We start from the raw sequence: 15354 nt of genomic DNA, 5'->3' as shown, positions 1-15354 counted from the left end.
TGAGTCGACTAACTATTGAGCTTCATGGGAAGTCCGTGACGGTCCATTCATCCATGTAACAAAAGTGAGAAAACACGATGTTCGCAAAGCCTCAATCTGAACACCAATGGCTCGACCAACTCATCGGAGACTGGACGTTTGAGCATGATTGCAAAATGCCTGATGGCAATTCGTCTGCAACGCACGGAAAGATGACATGCCGGTCGCTCGGTGGCATGTGGTTGATCTGCGAAAGCAGCGGCGAGTCGGCCGAAGGAGGAGCATGGTCGTCGATCATGACACTGGGATATGATCCCGCCCAACATCAATATGTCGGAACGTTTGTCGGTTCAATGATGGCCAACATGTGGCCTTACCGCGGCGTCCTCGATGCCGATGGAAAAACGCTGCCTCTAGATTCAGAAGGTCCAACGTTTGATGGTACCGGTACCGCAAAGTACCGCGACACCATCAAGATCACGGGAAAAGATAGTTGGTTACTGATCAGCGAGATGCAGGGTGACGATGGCGCTTGGATAACGTTCATGAACGGAAAACACGAACGGGTTTAAGGGACGAAAGAACTTTAGGATTTTCCACACGGCGAATGTCGATGGGTGGAACTTCCAATCGACTATTTCTTAGTTCAGACAATCACGCCACTTTCACGAGCATTGCAAATGCTCGATTGATCTAAGGATTAAGGTGCGAAAATCGGAAATCAACGTCTCGATTGCGTTCAGCATTCTGCTCGGGTTCAGGTTCTAGTTCGATTAGCCCCGAAGTTAAACAATACGCAAAGAGGACTAAGGTAATGCCCGAAACAAACAACTCCGTTCGACTTCATCGAATTTTGCGAGCCCCTGCGGAACGGGTCTACCGTGCGTTCGTCGAGGTGAAAGCACTGGAAAGATGGTTGCCACCTTTTGGTTTCATCGGCGAAGTTCACGAGATGGACGCGGTCGTGGGTGGCGGATACCGCATGTCCTTTACCAACTTTGGGTCCGGTAGTTCTCACTTCTTCTCGGTCAAGTACGTTGAACTGGTGCCGCACGAACGGATACGACACACCGACGTTTTCGAAGATCCCAATCTGTCGGGCGAAATAAGCGTCACGATCACTTTTGACGCGGCTTCGTGCGGAACGAGCTTAACCATTGTCCAAGAAGGAATCCCCGATGCGATTCCAACCGACGCTTGTTATTTGGGCTGGCAAGAATCTCTAACGCAGCTCGCCAATCTTGTTGAGCCCGAAATCCCAGACGGTGCGTAAGCACGATCAGGTCACAGCATTAGTACTGACTGCTTGGCAAGTCTGCAAACAGAAACACAAACCAATACTTCAACTAATACAACGATGAGGGAAGCCAATGAGAGTCATGGTGATAGTCAAAGCGACGAAGAGTTCGGAAGACGGGGTATTGCCTAGCGAGCAATTGCTCACCGCGATGAGTCAATACAACGAAGAATTGATCAAAGCGGGTATCATGAAATCGGGCGATGGACTTAAGCCAAGTTCCGAAGCCAAGCGGGTGCACTTTCAAGGCAATCAGCGCACGGTAACGGACGGACCTTTTGCGGAAACCAAAGAGCTGATCGCTGGATTTTGGATTTGGGAGGTCGCGTCGATGCAGGAAGCGGTCGAATGGGTGCAACGATGTCCTAATCCGATGCCCGAGGAATCCGACATTGAAATTCGCCCACTTTACGAGATGGATGACTTTGTCGACAACGATACCGAAGGGGCAATACGAGCTCGTGAGCAGGCATTTGCTCAGGTTCAATCCCTGCAGAACGCGACAGTGCAGCCGTACTTGTTTTTCGGCGGTCGGTGCGAGGAGGCACTCTCGTTCTACGAGCAAGCACTGGGCGCGGTCGTCGTTACAAAGATGCGATTCGATCAATCTCCGGATCCATTGCCAGAGGACATATTGCAAGCCGGTTTTGAGCACAACATCATGCACGCGTCCTTCAAGGTTGGGCAAATGACATTGATGGCCTCCGACGGATGCGGTGCAAAGACGACCATGTCCGGCTTTCGATTGACTCTCGCGATCGCGACCGAAAAGGCCGCAGACGCGGCCTTTGATGCACTTGCCGAAGGTGGAAGCGTCGATATGCCGCTCGCAGAAACCTTTTGGTCACCGCGCTTTGGCATGGTGACCGACCGTTTTGGCGTGGGCTGGATGGTGATGGTGCCCGAGGTAACATCGTGACCGCATAGATTGTCGATTGAGACGATTAATCACGTTCAAACAAATTGGAAACGAAATGAGTGGATCAAAGAAATCGAGAATGGTTGGGTGGGTACTCAGTGCTCTCGTCGCCGTCTTTATGGGCGTCCTAAGTGCGTCAGGGAAGTTCACTCAGTGGGAGGGCAAGGCCGAAATGTTTGCGCAACTGGGGTGGTCAGAAGATGTCATGGTCACGATCGGTATCGTTGAGGTGATCGTGGTAATCCTGTTCTTAATCCCACGGACTGCTTTCATCGGTGCGATTTTAATTTCGGCCTACCTGGGTGGTGCAACGGCGACTCATGTCCGCGTCGGCGACCCGTTCTTTTTTCCAATTATCCTGGGCATCGTCGCATGGATCGCACTCGGGCTTCGCGTGCCGGAAGTGTTTCGGCTCGCGATCGGTACCAACAAAGTTGATTTATCGGAGACTCACGTATGAAATACATGCTGTTGATTTATGGTGCAGAGAGTTGCTGGACGGACGACGAACGCACAGCGTGCATGATCGAGTCGATGGGAATCAGCCAAGAACTTCAAGAACAAGGCAAATTGATTTCCTCCGCTCCTTTGCACTCGATTACTACCGCCACCAGCATCAGGGTTCGAGAGAATCAACGACAGATTACCGACGGTCCGTTTGCTGAAACGACGGAACAGCTTGGCGGCTATTACCTCATCGACGTGGATAACCTTGACGAAGCGATCGCCATCGCCTCGCGACTACCACCCGCCAAAAAAGGCACTGTCGAAATTCGCCCTCTGTTTCCATTGCCCGAGATAAAAGAAGAACCTCTGAAGCTCAGGAATTGATTGATCTTCATTGAAAACATTCTTCCAAGACAATTAACAAAGGAAGCAAGACCATGAATCAGAACCCAGTGGGTTGGTTTGAAATCTATGTGCACGACCTTGATCGGGCCAAGCGGTTTTACGAAACCGTGTTTGCGGTTGAACTAAACAAAATGGATTCGCCGGTTCCCGACGTGGAGTTATACGGTTTTCCGAGTGACATGAACGCGGGTGGTGCCCCGGGGGCAATTGTGAAAATGTCGGATTGCTCACCGAGCGGCAATGGAACGATTGTTTACTTCTCATGCAACGATTGCGCTACCGAAGCGTCACGTATCGAATCAGCCGGTGGTAAAATTCAAAAGCCGAAGACACCAATCGGTCAGTATGGATTTATGGTGTTGGCTATCGATACCGAAGGCAACGTGATCGGACTGCACTCAATGAGCTAAGACCAAGATAAGGAAGGCCAAGCCAACAACCGCGTGCTGTTCTATCGTGTTCGATAGCTAGTCTGCTGATGCAGATTGGTGCACATCACCTTCAATCGTTCCAATTCAGGATCCACCATGATTAAGAATTTCCTATCGGTCGCCATGTTGGCACTGCTGTGTATCTCGCTCAGTCAAGCTCAGGAACCGGACTTCCCCAATCCTGAACCGCAACATCAGTGGTTGAAGCAGTTTGTCGGGCAGTGGACCTCGTCCTCTCGCACCATCGCTTCGGGCGAACAACCCGCGATGCAGTGCACGGGCACCATGGACTCGCGCATGTTGGGTGAGTTTTGGATCGTCAACGAAATTTCTGGCGACATGGACGGAACCAAGTTCAACGCAATCTTGACTATCGGATTCGATTCCGATCGGAAACGATACGTCGGCACCTGGATCGATTCGATGATGAACTACATGTGGCATTATGAGGGCGATGTTGAAGCGTCTGGCAAAAAGCTAGTCCTGATCGCGGAGGGTCCGAATGTCATGGCGGAAGGGAAAACGACGAAGTTCCGTGACAGCTACGAATTCAACACCCCCGATACGCTCACGTCCACATCTGAAGTGATGGATGACGATGGGAATTGGGTCACGTTCATGAAAGGAACGGTGACACGCCGTTCAAACGGTGACTCAGGCGATGCGGGAAAGTAGTATCGCCGCATAGGAGCTGCTTTTGAGGACCGCTTGCAGTGGCGGGAATTACCGTTGTTACTGACAACCGCAGCTTTCATTGGTTTCGTCTGATGAAAGGCGTCCAGCCGTGGCGTGGCCATCGCGTTTCCACCAATCAAAACCGCCGAGTAATTCCTTAACATGAAACCCAAGTTTCAACATTGCTAAAGCACCTTTGGTAGAAGCGTTGCAGCCGATGCCATCGCAATAGGTGATGACCAGAAACTCGCGGTCGATTTGTGAAGTTGTTGACCCTGACATCGTTCGATGCGGAATATTGATCGCTCCAGGAATGTGTTCCTGGGCGAAGGCGTCTGGTGATCGAGTGTCAACGACCACGACCTTTTCCTTCGCTTCTAAGGCGACTTTCAAATCCCACGAATCAATCTCATAGGCAAGCTTGTTCGTGTAATGGCGAAGCTGATCTTCCATTTCAAATTTACTGTTTAATTGCTGCTTGTCGCTATCAAGATCGACCGAGAAGTGCATCACGAGTTAGATTTCAGTAATTGCCAGTATGACGTTCTAAGCGAGACCCAAGTTCACACGAAACACTCTCCGTGCTTGCTTTGATTTAGGTGCGAGGATGTCGTCCTGAAGATGTCCATGAATCTAAGTCCGCCGTACCGATAAGACTTGAAGTCCGTTTTGAATTTCGGCTCAGTCTCAGTTCAGCGTTGAACGCCAAGTAGCCTTCGACAACTGCCAGCGAAGCCAAGTTGCGGAAACCAAATTACAAAAAAACGCAAGGCAACGAACCCGAGCACGGATTCATTGCCTTGCGTTGAATTGGACCGCTTCATGGCGGTCAAGCAACCTTGTCAGACAAGGGGCTTATCAATGGGCGATGAGGGACTCGAACCCCCGACATCCTCGGTGTAAACGAGGCGCTCTAGCCAACTGAGCTAATCGCCCGGAAATGTGTTTTGCGGTTTAGGCTGTGGGTCGTTGAGCAGCGGGTCGTTTATCGGACCTGACTGCAGCCAACCCAATTTTAGCGGCTAAGCATTCGTGTGCGGCGTGCGCGGCGTTCGGCTCGCAGGCGGGCACGGCGATTGGTTTCGCTTGGCTTTTCGTAATACTCGCGACGGCGCAACTCTTTCTTGATACCACTGCGCTCTACCAACTTTCGGAAACGACGGACGGCTTCTTGAATCGTTTCTCGGTCGCGAACTACTAACTTGACCATTTCTGCTCCGAATCGTGGTTTAAATTCATCGTCGTAAATTGACTCCCCATCTCGAGGACTGATGATGTTTTGGCCATAGGGAATATCCTGCTGGCCCCTGGTTGCCGCCAAAGCGGGGTTACCGCCGAAGCGGCTCGCCGTTTTCTGGCGGGTCAGGGAGTTTAATGTCCCGCCCGCGTCTGGGGCAATGGGCATCAAGGTGGCTTTTTCATGGTTTTTAGCTGAAATTGACCAGCTTTGGGCCAAACAGGCCTCAAAGTGGCCGCTCCAGCCCCCACTCCCTCTTTGAGTCGGCTGGCTGCTGGGACTTGGTCCACTGAAAAAGGGGCCGCCGGCGTAATCGTTCCGCTGACCGTTTCGAATGGAAAATCCGGCAAACCTTGCCAGGTTTCGCCGACCGCTGCGACCGACGGCCCGCTGCCGAAATCGGTCTGGGCTGGCCGATGTCTCCCCCTGAACCGGCGTCTTGCTGCCGGGCGGTTTCTCTTTCAGGACCAGGATCTCGAATGTCGCCCACGCCTACTTCTCATGCTGCGGACTACGAACCCGGTCAATTGCTTCGTGAGCTCGAACAACGTCAAGATGACGCACTTGCACAGTTGGACGAGTTAGATGCCAAGCTGACGGAAGTCCTGAAGGGGCTCGGCGTCACGCTCGAAGACGAATGTGATGTGGACGTGGTTTAAGTCTGGGCCAGCGATCACAAGTTAGCGATCGCCAGTTCCGTCATCTCTTGACTGTACCGATGAAGCTTCCCGTGACTCGGGCACCAACCGAGTAGAAATCGGTGGAAGTCGGCCCATGCCAACGGATACATCGCTCGGTATTCGTCGACCAGTTTGATTGTGTCGATTTCGGGATGGAACGAACGGCAAGCAAGGTCGAGCCGATCAAGATAATGATCCACCATTTCGGCAGCTCGGTCTTGGCATTCTTCTTCGCGAAGGCAACTGCCAAGAAAGTACGCGACGTCTTTCATTCCGCATCCGCCGCCCACGTATTGAAAGTCGACCGCTGCGAGCGGAGGATCGTTCTGGGGATCGGCGAAGCAGAAATTGGCGACCTTCGCATCGCCGTGAACAAGGGTGGGATACGACGTATCTCGCAATCGGGTGTCGATTGCATGCGCGTGTTGGAACAGCGGATGTGAGACTTCAATCGCCTTCAATTCGTCGGGTCTGGTCGCCAAATGCCAGTACGTCCCTTCGGGCCAGAGCCCTTGGGGCGACGCGTTTATGAATCTGGCGTGGAAGTTGGCCAGCCACGTCAGGCCGTCGCGGACAGAGCGGTCGTCCAACGACGTGTGCCGCTGAGAGAAACCCGCGGCGTCCAAATCTTCCAGAACGAACAGGTGCCCATCGGCGGTTGAGTCAATGGAGAAGACGTTCGCGACCCGAGCTTCGTTGCCGAGTCGACTGCTCCAATCGCGATACCAACAGGCCTCGACTTGATAGGAACGCAGTTTCCGCTGGTGAGAGAGGTCGGTATTCCATCCGCGCGGTTGGCTACCGGGATGAACCGTTTGCACCTGCTTGACGATGGCTGTTCCAACCGAGCCGCCCTTCAAATGGACTCGCACGATCTTGCCGTAACCGCTCCAAAGAGACTGGATGGGTTCCTCGCTACGAATCTGCTTGGCGTCAGTAGCAGCGAGAACGATTTTGGCAGATTCAGGGGCCAACATAGGTTTTCAGATTCAATGAGGATGACAACGGTTCCAGACGGTACCGCAAGAAGGTGACCCCGGCCAAAGGTTCTTCCGTCGGTTGCACATGTTTGATTCCCTAGGTCAAACGAATTCAAGGGATGAACATTTCGAGCAACGAACAACTCAGAAGGGACGAATAGTTCCGATCGCGAAATGATTCCGATCGTGAAATGATTCCAGGCGACGTAGCATATTTTGCGTGCTTTTCGCTGTCCGAACCGATTTGAAGTGACAAAGTTGTTTGCAGTGGCGATGGCGGCGCTGAAAAAATGCGGACCGCAGGCAAGAAATAGGAAAAAGATAGGCAGGAATCATGTCCAGAACGTTCGCATCGAGGGTTCAGTCATGTAACCTGTGGGGAGGTGGCGGACGCATCTTTGGGCCGTCAGCTTACGATATCTCGTGTTGCGGGCGTAGGTGCCGCCTGTGTTCATCCCGTTTTCCAACCCTTTAAGAATGGTCATGCCGATGCGATCGTCCTGTTTTTGTCTTTTGCTTGCTGCCTTTGTTCTGTGGAGTTCACCGAGTTCGCCAGTCTTGGGGGAATCACCAGCCGCGGATTTGGCAGACCGAGCGAATGTTCCGCCGCACCCGGCGGTCGCTCCAGCGGTCGAGAAAATTAATGAAGTGGTACAAGCAGGTCCCTTCAAACCAGAGTGGGATTCACTGGAAACGTACTCTATTCCTCAGTGGTACAAGGATGCGAAGTTCGGGATCTTCATCCACTGGGGTGCTTACAGTGTTCCCGCTTTTGGGAGCGAGTGGTATCCGCGTCAGATGTACATTCCTTCTCAACGCCGCGGCGACAACTTTTTTGAACATCACGTGAAAACGTATGGTTCGCAAAAGGACTTCGGCTACAAAGATTTCATTCCTGAATTCAAGGCCGAGAAGTTTGATGCGACAGCCTGGGCAAAGTTGTTTAAGGAAACTGGCGCTCGCTACGTGGTACCCGTTGCCGAACACCACGATGGATTTCCAATGTACGCGTCCGACTACACCAGTTGGGATGCATCGGAAAAAGGACCCAAGCGTGACGTCGTCGGCGAATTGGCGGCTGCGGTTCGAGCGGAAGGTATGAAGCTTGGGGTGAGCAGTCACCGAGCTTTCAATTGGGTGTACTACGTTCGCGATGAATCGTTCGACAATGCGGATCCCAAGTACGCCGAACTCTACGGTCGCCCGATGCCGTTCTTGTTCAATGACGACGCTTCGGACTACCAAAAGAACTTCCCTCCTCAAGACAATCAATTCAAAGACGATTGGCTTGCCCGTTGTTGTGAGTTGGTGGACAAGTACCAACCCGACTTGATTTGGTTCGACTTCGGCATCACGCCTGAACTGCAAAAGGCTACCTACGAAACAAACCCGTTCGCAGGTCATTTGAAGAAATTTGCTGCGTACTACTACAACCAATCGTCCAAGGATGGCGACATTGGCGTTATCAACTACAAGTGGGATGCGTTCCCCGAGAAAGCTGCGGTTTTGGACAAAGAACGTTCCAAAATGGCCGAGATCCGAAAGCCGTTTTGGCAAACCGATACCGCTGTAAGCGCTAGTTCTTGGGGATACACCGAGAATCAGCGTTACAAAAACCCCGACCGATTGGTCGATGACTTGGTGGACATTGTTTCCAAGAACGGGTGCCTGTTGCTAAACGTTGGACCTCGACCCGACGGCACCATTCCCGAGGAAGACCAAGCGATTTTAAAAGCGATCGGTGGTTGGCTTAAGGTCAACGGTGAAGCGATCTATGAAACAACTCACTGGTCGACCTACGGCGAAGGGGCCACCAAGGTTTCGACGGGACATGTATCGGAAGCCAGTGACAAGCCTTTCACCGCCGGCGATGTTCGTTTCACTCAAAAGGGCGACGTAGTTTACGCGACCATTTTAGCTTGGCCTGAGTCGGGTGAGGTGACGATTCGCACATTGGCAACCGGATCGGAACACTGGCCTGGAGAGATCGGTTCAGTTGAACTCTTGGGTAGCGACCAATCTCTAGATGTTTCGCGATCCGACGAGGGACTCAATGTTAAGTTGCCCGCTAAGAAGCCATGCGACTTCGCCTATGTGTTGAAGTTGACCAAGTAACGAAGCTGACCTAGTAACGCAGACGCAAGTTGTTTGTGACGAATTATTGAACCGCCGACGCAGGCCTGCCTTGCGTCGGCGGTTTTTTTTGGTCGTTAACTTTCGTCCACTCGGTCTGCGTGCGGCCAAGCGTGAGCTAGCGATCGGGTTATGCTAAGAAACTGAGGAAGCCCGCCGTTTTCAGCCGTTTTAATTATCTAGCTGAACTTTTCTGTAAGGAAACGCTTTCCAGAGTGACCAATATCTCCGGCACGAAGTTTCCTTTCTTGAAGAAGTGCGTTGGTGCTTGAGAAAGATCACAAAACGATTTTCACGAACTGGCTTGAAGAACATAGCTCTTCAGTCATGAAGGTGGCTCGCGCCTACACGCTCACTGCAGACGAATGCCAGGATCTGGCTCAAGAAATATTGCTTCAAGCTTGGCGATCATTAGCCAATTTCGAAGGCAAGGCGAGCGCGCCGACTTGGTTTTATCGCGTAGCTTTGCACACCGCGATGAACTGGCAGCGCAAGGACAAGCGACGTCGATCGAGGCAACAACCGATGTTGGAAGTGCAAGCGGTGCCGATGGACGGACCAAGCAGTGCCGAACAGGCCCAGCAGCGAGATACTGTCGAGCAGCTTTACCAGGCGATTCATCAATTGCCGAAAGCTGACGCTGCCTTGGTGCTGTTGTACCTCGATGAAATGAGTTACCGAGAGATGGCAGAAGTGCTAGGGATTTCAGAGAGCAACGTGGGTGTGAAGCTGAATCGAGCGAAGAAATCGCTCAGCACTCTGATGAACAAGGAATCACATGGATCCTGATAAGTATCAGCAAGCTTGGCATGCTCAGACGGCTCAACCAAAAGTGATCGTCCACGCCGATCTATTGCTCGAAGAGGTGCAACGACACCAAGGTAACTTTCAAGCAACCATCTTCTGGCGAGACTTTCGTGAGGTGGGAATCGCAGTGTTGTTGTTGCCGATTTGGTTTTACCTCGGCATCAGGACATCATCGCCATGGACCTGGTATCTAACGGTGCCAGCACTGTTGTGGATTATCGGCTTCATGCTGGTGGATCGTTTCCGCCATCGTCCCAAGCCAAGCGAACCAGGCGAGCCATTGATCGACTGCGTGAAGGTTTCACTCGCACAGGTCGAGCATCAAATCTGGCTGCTAAGAAACGTCTTTTGGTGGTATCTGCTGCCCTTCTGCATTTCAATACTCGCGTTCTTTTTTCACACGGCGTGGCTTACTTCGAGTGCTTGGTGGGAGTTCATCGCAAGCACGCTGGCACTTTCATCATTGCTTGCTGTCGTTTATGGATTGGTCTACTTCATCAACCAGCGTGCGGTTCGAAAACAGCTTCAGCCAAGACGTGAAGAACTATTGGCACTGCTGATGAGCTTGGGCGATGAATCGAGCGGGGAATCGAGTGGGGAATCCACTGGCGAACCCGAGACTTACGCAATCGTTCCGGCATCGCTATCGCCGTTTGCCGAGGAAAGATTCTTGACACCAAGTGGTGCGGGTATTCGAAACGCGGTCGCGATGGTCGTGTTGGTTGCCGCTCTCATTTTGGTCGTGGTGTTGGTAGACATGGCCAGCCGCATATCCGATTCTCAATACGCCGGTACGGCGCAAAGCAGCGGAGTGAACGGCGACGCGCTTGCCTTGCAGGTCACGGAACTTCGCGAGCAAAAGAGCCTAGTAGGTTTGGCAGCCATGGTAATGGTCGACGGAAAAGTTGGAGCGGTCGCGGCACAAGGAGAACGCATAATCGGTAGCGGTGTATCCGTCGAAATCGACGACCGTTGGCATGTGGGAGGGATCACCAAGTCCATCACCGCAACGATGATTGGTCGCTTGATCGAAGCCGATCAAATGCATTGGTCTGATACGGTCGGCAGCGTTTTCTCAGAGCCAAACGTCCATGCGGATTGGAAGTCAGTCACGTTGAGACAACTTCTAACCGACATAGCTGGAGCACCGGCGAACTTCCCGAGGGAACTTTGGAGTCATCGGCCCAAACCGGGCATCGAGAGCACTCGTGCTCGTCGAGAAGCGGTGATGGATGTAGTCTCTCAGCCTCTTCCTCGCCCCGCCGGGCAAATGTATTCCTATTCAAACGTCGGCATGACGATCGCCGGGGCGATGGCGGAAGAGGTGACGGGTTTCTCGTGGGAAGATCTCGTCAAGCAAGAAGTCTTCGAGCCATTAGAACTTACGGGCTCGGGATTTGGACCGCCCAGAAGCCCCAGCGATACCCTACCGCAACCACGCGGTCACCGCGCTAGGTTAGCAGGCAAGTTTGCGATGGATGACGACGCAGACAATACGCCGATCATGGGGCCTTCGGGTACTGTCCACATGACCCTTCGTGATCTTTGCACTTATGCGACAGAACACATGCAGGGTGATCTTGGAAAAGGAAAACTGCTTTCGAAGGAAACCTATGAACGACTACATGCAGCAGAACAAAATCAATATGCGTGCGGTTGGGTAGTTCGTTATCCCGATTCAAGAATTCCTTACAAGAATTACTGGCACAACGGGTCTAACACGATGTGGTACGCATTGGTGGTTTTCGTTCCCGAGAAAAACATGGTGGTGGCCGTTGCATCAAACGACGGTGACAGCGAGAAAGCCGAAGCAGCGGCTTGGCGAGTTGTCGAGGCGAGCGTCAGTCGTGATCCATTGCCAGGCCAGTCCGCGTTTGCAAAGAAGTCTCCGTTCGCTGCCATCCGTTGGCAGGGCAATCAACCTGAGGTCATGCTAGACGATGATTGGTTCACGCTGGTTTCGATCGGTGACGTTTCGGTCGCTCAGATCGTTGACTTTAGCAAGCAGAAGTATGACCAGTTGTGGCAGAAGCGATTCGAAGAAGACCTCGTTGAAGTGCTGACTCGAATGGGGCATCCGCCCGCGGACAGCGTCACGCTTATAGTTGAGTCACTGTTCACGGGTGAGCAAATTAAGATGGAAAACGTGGTGATGTCAGAGGAAAATCGCAAAGCCATTCGAGCCGCTGCTCGATCCCGTCAGGACTCTAGCCAATAGCAATCGAGGGCGACTTGAACTCGCGTGTTCAAACCGGAAATCGAAGTTTTCTTGGTTGGGTATGTAAGTTTGCGATCACTACGGCTACTAATCAATTGTAGGGGGCAAAGGTGCAGGCCTGTTTGAGATTGGCGGACGCACTACTTCCAAACATTAAGATTTATCCGAAAGCGATTCAATGAGATTTGCATCAACAGTGGTCAGACTGCTCGTCTTTATTTTGCCGTTGGGAATGACCAGCGTGCAAGGCGAAGAATTGACTGAGGAAATCGTCAGCGAAATGGCTGGTAAGCTCGTTGAAGACAACGTCGTTGACGGGCTCTCCGTCGGGTTTCTGCAAGGTGATCGATATGGAACCTATCACTTTGGACGAACGTCACGAAGCGGGCGGCAACCCAATAATCTGACCGTCTACGAACTTGGCTCGATCAGCAAGTTGTTTACATCGTTGCTTGTCGCCGATGCAGTCGTTCAAGGGAAGATCAAGCTAACCGACACTATCGAAGCGGATAATAAGGCGGGGATCAAATTGCCTTCCTATCAAGGGACGGGAATTTCATGGCTCGATGTATGCGTGCACCGATCGGGTTTGCCACGGTTGCCAGGCGACTATCAACCCGCGTCGATGAATGATCCCTATCGCAATTACAACTCAAATGAGGCATCCAAGTTTTTGGCTCGACATCAACTTGCACGCCAACCAGGCGAGACGCAAGAGTACTCGAATTTTGCGGTTTCGGTTCTGGGGTACATGATCGCAGAGCTAAACCATTCGGACTACGAAACACTGTTGCGAGACCGAATTGCAAAGCCACTTCGAATGGATGACTGCACGGTTACATTAAGCGATGCACAAAAGAAGCGATTTGCAAGACCTCATCATCCCGTTGGTAAAGGAGTGCAAGTTTGGAATTTTGCTGATCTGCCCGGGGCCGGTGGAATTCGGTCGACGCTTAAAGATATGATGCGATTCGCAAAGGCAACCATCGATCCCCCGGATGGTCCCGTTGGTGAAGCGATCGAATTAGCTTGGAAGCAACATTCGCCAGCCGATCAGAGTGGCTCGGCAATGGGACTTGGTTGGATGATTCATCCCGACGGAATGACTCGCTGGCACAACGGAGAAACTGGCGGTTCTCATTCTATCATTGTGGTGAACCGCGAACTAAAAGTGGCGGTGATTGTGCTTGCCAACACGGCACCGGGTGACACAGTGGATCAGTTGGCGATGGAGTTGGTCGCAAGGACGGTTCCTTCCCATTCGCCACGTGATCAACCAACCGAGCCAGATCCTAGCGATGCGAATCTGGAACGTTTGGTTGGTCGATACCAACTCGCCCCCACCTTTGTCTTTGACGTGAGCGTTCAAGGGGACCGCGTGATGGTTGGCATTACGAACCAGCCAACACAAGAAGTTTTTTCGGACTCACCAACAATGTGGTCCTACCGCGGCGTCGACGCGAAGTTGGAATTTCACTTTCGCGGCAAAGGCCCTGCGTACGCGCTGACGCTTCACCAAAACGGTATTAAACAAAAGGCCAAGCGTATTCGTGATTAATGCGACAACGCATGCTATCGGTTAACGGTTATCACCAGTCGTTCGACGTTTGTTGAGTGAAATGCACCGACATCTTGTTGATTTACGATTGGCTTAGGCATCAGTGAGGATGTCCTTGACGACATGGCCATGGACGTCCGTCAGTCGGAATCGCCGGCCTTGATACTTGAACGTCAGTCGTTCATGGTCAATGCCCATTTGATGCAAGATAGTGGCGTTGAAATCATGAACGTGGACACTGTTTTCGACAACGTTGTAGCCAAACTCGTCGGTAGATCCGTAAGTCATGCCCGGTTTGATACCGCCTCCCGCCATCCAACTGGTGAAGCAACGTGGGTGATGGTCGCGGCCGTAGTTATCCGGCGTTAGAACACCTTGCGAATACGCGGTGCGACCAAATTCGCCGCCCCAGATCACTAGCGTGTCATCAAGCAATCCTCGTCGCTTGAGATCTTTCACAAGGGCAGCCGACGCTTGGTCTGTTTCTTTAGCCTGACCGCGGATGCCCGCGGGAAGGTTGGAGTGTTGGTCCCAGCCTTGATGATACAACTGGATGAATCGAACATCCCGTTCTGCTAAACGCCGCGCAAGAAGACAGTTGGCCGCAAACGTGCCTGGCTTACGCGCATCTTCACCATAGAGTTCGAAAGTCTCTTCCGGCTCATCTGAGAAGTTGCTGGCTTCGGGGACGCTGGTTTGCATGCGGAACGCCATCTCGTATTGAGCGATACGAGATTCAATTTCAGGATCGCCTTCCCGTTCAAATTGATGGCGATTGAGAGAGTTGATCGCGTTGAGCTGAGCACGCCGTCGACTTGCACTCACGCCATCGGGATTGTCGAGATAGAGGACCGCTTCTTCGCCACCGCGGAACTGGGCGCCTTGGTAGCGAGAGTCCAGGAATCCACTGCCCCACAAGCGCGAGTAGAGAGGTTGGCCACCCTGGCCGGCCGAAACCAAAACAATGAACGCAGGCAAATCCGCGTTCTCGCTCCCTAATCCATACGACAACCAGGATCCTAGCGATGGTCGTCCAGCTATTTGCGATCCGGTTTGGAACATGGTGATCGCGGGGTCATGGTTGATTGCTTCAGTAGTCATCGAGCGAATGAAGCAAACGTCGTCGACAATATCGCGGTGATAGGGAAGCAAGTCGCTCAACCAAGCACCGGACTCGCCATGTTGACTGAACTTGAAGTGCGAACCAGCAAGTGGCAGCGAGGACTGGTTCACTGACATGCCAGTTAAGCGTTGTTCCCCGCGAACCGAGGCCGGCAGTTCTTCGCCATTCTTTTCGTTCAACAGGGGCTTGTAGTCGAACAAGTCCTGCTGTGCAGGGCCGCCTGATTGAAACAGGTAAATGATCCGCTTTGCTTTGGCGGGAAAGTGCATGCCTTGCCCAACGCCTTGGGGCATCGGTGAAGCCGCGGATTTTCCCGGGCTGCTTAGCACATCAGATGCATATCCTTCTTTGCCCAGCAGACTCGCTAAGGCCGCCAAGCCAACCGTCGTTTTACTGCGGTCCAAGAACACGCGGCGATTAATGGAGTTTGGATTCACGATGCTACAAATGGATAGAGGGGAAGAA

Annotated in this window: 16 protein-coding genes and 1 tRNA gene; 12 read left to right on the top strand and 5 right to left on the bottom strand. The window is 52.5% G+C overall.

Annotated elements, in window-relative coordinates:
• Positions 1-77: 77 nt before the first annotated feature.
• The 7 genes from Pla22_RS23710 to Pla22_RS23680 all read left to right on the top strand — a co-directional run bounded on the left by Pla22_RS23710 (position 78) and on the right by Pla22_RS23680 (position 4153).
• Entirely contained in the window at positions 78-551 is a 474-nt protein-coding gene (locus Pla22_RS23710; protein WP_146517302.1) for a DUF1579 domain-containing protein, read from the top strand.
• A 242-nt stretch (positions 552-793) separates the two neighbouring features.
• Positions 794-1252, top strand: a complete 459-nt coding sequence (locus Pla22_RS23705; protein WP_146517301.1) for an SRPBCC family protein — start codon at positions 794-796, stop codon at positions 1250-1252.
• Positions 1253-1358: 106 nt separating this feature from the next.
• Complete coding sequence (locus Pla22_RS23700) at positions 1359-2195, top strand: YciI family protein (protein ID WP_242632293.1); 837 nt, start codon at positions 1359-1361, stop codon at positions 2193-2195.
• 55 nt (positions 2196-2250) lie between these two features.
• A complete protein-coding gene (locus tag Pla22_RS23695; protein ID WP_146517299.1) occupies positions 2251-2655 on the top strand; it encodes a DoxX family protein in 405 nt (134 codons plus the stop codon).
• Positions 2652-3026 carry a YciI family protein gene (locus tag Pla22_RS23690; protein ID WP_146517298.1) on the top strand — a complete coding sequence of 125 codons (375 nt, stop codon included), beginning with the start codon at positions 2652-2654 and terminating at the stop codon, positions 3024-3026. Before Pla22_RS23695 ends, Pla22_RS23690 begins: the two co-directional genes overlap by 4 nt.
• Positions 3027-3079: 53 nt before the next feature.
• Complete coding sequence (locus Pla22_RS23685; RefSeq protein ID WP_146517297.1) at positions 3080-3457, top strand: VOC family protein; 378 nt, start codon at positions 3080-3082, stop codon at positions 3455-3457.
• 117 nt (positions 3458-3574) lie between these two features.
• The gene (locus Pla22_RS23680; RefSeq protein WP_146517296.1) at positions 3575-4153 is read left to right on the top strand and encodes a DUF1579 domain-containing protein; all 579 of its coding nucleotides are present in this window, start codon (positions 3575-3577) and stop codon (positions 4151-4153) included.
• A 57-nt stretch (positions 4154-4210) separates the two neighbouring features.
• On the opposite strand, the gene Pla22_RS23675 is transcribed toward Pla22_RS23680, so the two are convergent.
• The 3 genes from Pla22_RS23675 to rpsU all read right to left on the bottom strand — a co-directional run bounded on the left by Pla22_RS23675 (position 4211) and on the right by rpsU (position 5363).
• A complete protein-coding gene (locus Pla22_RS23675) occupies positions 4211-4663 on the bottom strand; it encodes a rhodanese-like domain-containing protein (protein ID WP_242632303.1) in 453 nt (150 codons plus the stop codon).
• A 352-nt stretch (positions 4664-5015) separates the two neighbouring features.
• Positions 5016-5089 (bottom strand) — tRNA-Val (locus Pla22_RS23670).
• A gap of 79 nt (positions 5090-5168) precedes the next feature.
• The gene (gene rpsU / locus Pla22_RS23665; RefSeq protein WP_146517407.1) at positions 5169-5363 is read right to left on the bottom strand and encodes a 30S ribosomal protein S21; all 195 of its coding nucleotides are present in this window, start codon (positions 5361-5363) and stop codon (positions 5169-5171) included.
• Positions 5364-5869: 506 nt separating this feature from the next.
• On the opposite strand from rpsU, the gene Pla22_RS23660 reads away from it, so the two are divergent.
• On the top strand, positions 5870-6049 hold the full coding sequence (locus Pla22_RS23660; RefSeq protein WP_146517295.1) for a hypothetical protein: 180 nt from the start codon (positions 5870-5872) through the stop codon (positions 6047-6049).
• A 14-nt stretch (positions 6050-6063) separates the two neighbouring features.
• Here Pla22_RS23660 and Pla22_RS23655 read toward each other — a convergent pair whose 3' ends face one another.
• Positions 6064-7047, bottom strand: coding sequence for a phosphotransferase (locus Pla22_RS23655; protein ID WP_146517294.1), 984 nt, complete (start codon positions 7045-7047; stop codon positions 6064-6066).
• A 486-nt stretch (positions 7048-7533) separates the two neighbouring features.
• On the opposite strand from Pla22_RS23655, the gene Pla22_RS23650 reads away from it, so the two are divergent.
• The 4 genes from Pla22_RS23650 (at position 7534) to Pla22_RS23635 (ending at position 13766) form a co-directional block, all read left to right on the top strand.
• Positions 7534-9165, top strand: coding sequence for an alpha-L-fucosidase (locus Pla22_RS23650; RefSeq protein WP_242632292.1), 1632 nt, complete (start codon positions 7534-7536; stop codon positions 9163-9165).
• A gap of 282 nt (positions 9166-9447) precedes the next feature.
• The gene (locus Pla22_RS23645; protein ID WP_146517293.1) at positions 9448-9972 is read left to right on the top strand and encodes an RNA polymerase sigma factor; all 525 of its coding nucleotides are present in this window, start codon (positions 9448-9450) and stop codon (positions 9970-9972) included.
• A complete protein-coding gene (locus Pla22_RS23640; RefSeq protein ID WP_146517292.1) occupies positions 9962-12208 on the top strand; it encodes a serine hydrolase domain-containing protein in 2247 nt (748 codons plus the stop codon). The genes Pla22_RS23645 and Pla22_RS23640 overlap by 11 nt, the downstream gene beginning before the upstream one ends.
• Positions 12209-12386: 178 nt before the next feature.
• Entirely contained in the window at positions 12387-13766 is a 1380-nt protein-coding gene (locus Pla22_RS23635; protein ID WP_146517291.1) for a serine hydrolase, read from the top strand.
• 93 nt (positions 13767-13859) lie between these two features.
• On the opposite strand, the gene Pla22_RS23630 is transcribed toward Pla22_RS23635, so the two are convergent.
• Positions 13860-15326, bottom strand: a complete 1467-nt coding sequence (locus Pla22_RS23630) for a DUF1501 domain-containing protein (protein WP_242632291.1) — start codon at positions 15324-15326, stop codon at positions 13860-13862.
• Between the last annotated feature and the right edge of the window lie 28 nt (positions 15327-15354).

It is taken from the genome of Rubripirellula amarantea, from assembly GCF_007859865.1.
GTDB classification, from domain to species: domain Bacteria; phylum Planctomycetota; class Planctomycetia; order Pirellulales; family Pirellulaceae; genus Rubripirellula; species Rubripirellula amarantea.
The sequence above is the reverse complement of the archived record's forward strand: the minus strand, read 5'-3'. Positions and strand labels throughout refer to the sequence as shown.

Bases quoted from the DNA above. Each gene is read 5' to 3' on its own strand.
- Pla22_RS23635 (WP_146517291.1), top strand. From the start codon at position 12,387: ATGAGATTTGCATCAACAGTGGTCAGACTGCTCGTCTTTATTTTGCCG.
- Pla22_RS23695 (WP_146517299.1), top strand. From the start codon at position 2,251: ATGAGTGGATCAAAGAAATCGAGAATGGTTGGGTGGGTACTCAGTGCT.
- Pla22_RS23690 (WP_146517298.1), top strand. From the start codon at position 2,652: ATGAAATACATGCTGTTGATTTATGGTGCAGAGAGTTGCTGGACGGAC.
- Pla22_RS23680 (WP_146517296.1), top strand. From the start codon at position 3,575: ATGATTAAGAATTTCCTATCGGTCGCCATGTTGGCACTGCTGTGTATC.
- Pla22_RS23675 (WP_242632303.1), bottom strand. From the start codon at position 4,663: ATGCACTTCTCGGTCGATCTTGATAGCGACAAGCAGCAATTAAACAGT.
- rpsU (WP_146517407.1), bottom strand. From the start codon at position 5,363: ATGGTCAAGTTAGTAGTTCGCGACCGAGAAACGATTCAAGAAGCCGTC.
- Pla22_RS23700 (WP_242632293.1), top strand. From the start codon at position 1,359: ATGGTGATAGTCAAAGCGACGAAGAGTTCGGAAGACGGGGTATTGCCT.
- Pla22_RS23660 (WP_146517295.1), top strand. From the start codon at position 5,870: ATGTCGCCCACGCCTACTTCTCATGCTGCGGACTACGAACCCGGTCAA.
- Pla22_RS23685 (WP_146517297.1), top strand. From the start codon at position 3,080: ATGAATCAGAACCCAGTGGGTTGGTTTGAAATCTATGTGCACGACCTT.
- Pla22_RS23710 (WP_146517302.1), top strand. From the start codon at position 78: ATGTTCGCAAAGCCTCAATCTGAACACCAATGGCTCGACCAACTCATC.
- Pla22_RS23640 (WP_146517292.1), top strand. From the start codon at position 9,962: ATGGATCCTGATAAGTATCAGCAAGCTTGGCATGCTCAGACGGCTCAA.
- Pla22_RS23705 (WP_146517301.1), top strand. From the start codon at position 794: ATGCCCGAAACAAACAACTCCGTTCGACTTCATCGAATTTTGCGAGCC.
- Pla22_RS23655 (WP_146517294.1), bottom strand. From the start codon at position 7,047: ATGTTGGCCCCTGAATCTGCCAAAATCGTTCTCGCTGCTACTGACGCC.
- Pla22_RS23650 (WP_242632292.1), top strand. From the start codon at position 7,534: ATGCCGATGCGATCGTCCTGTTTTTGTCTTTTGCTTGCTGCCTTTGTT.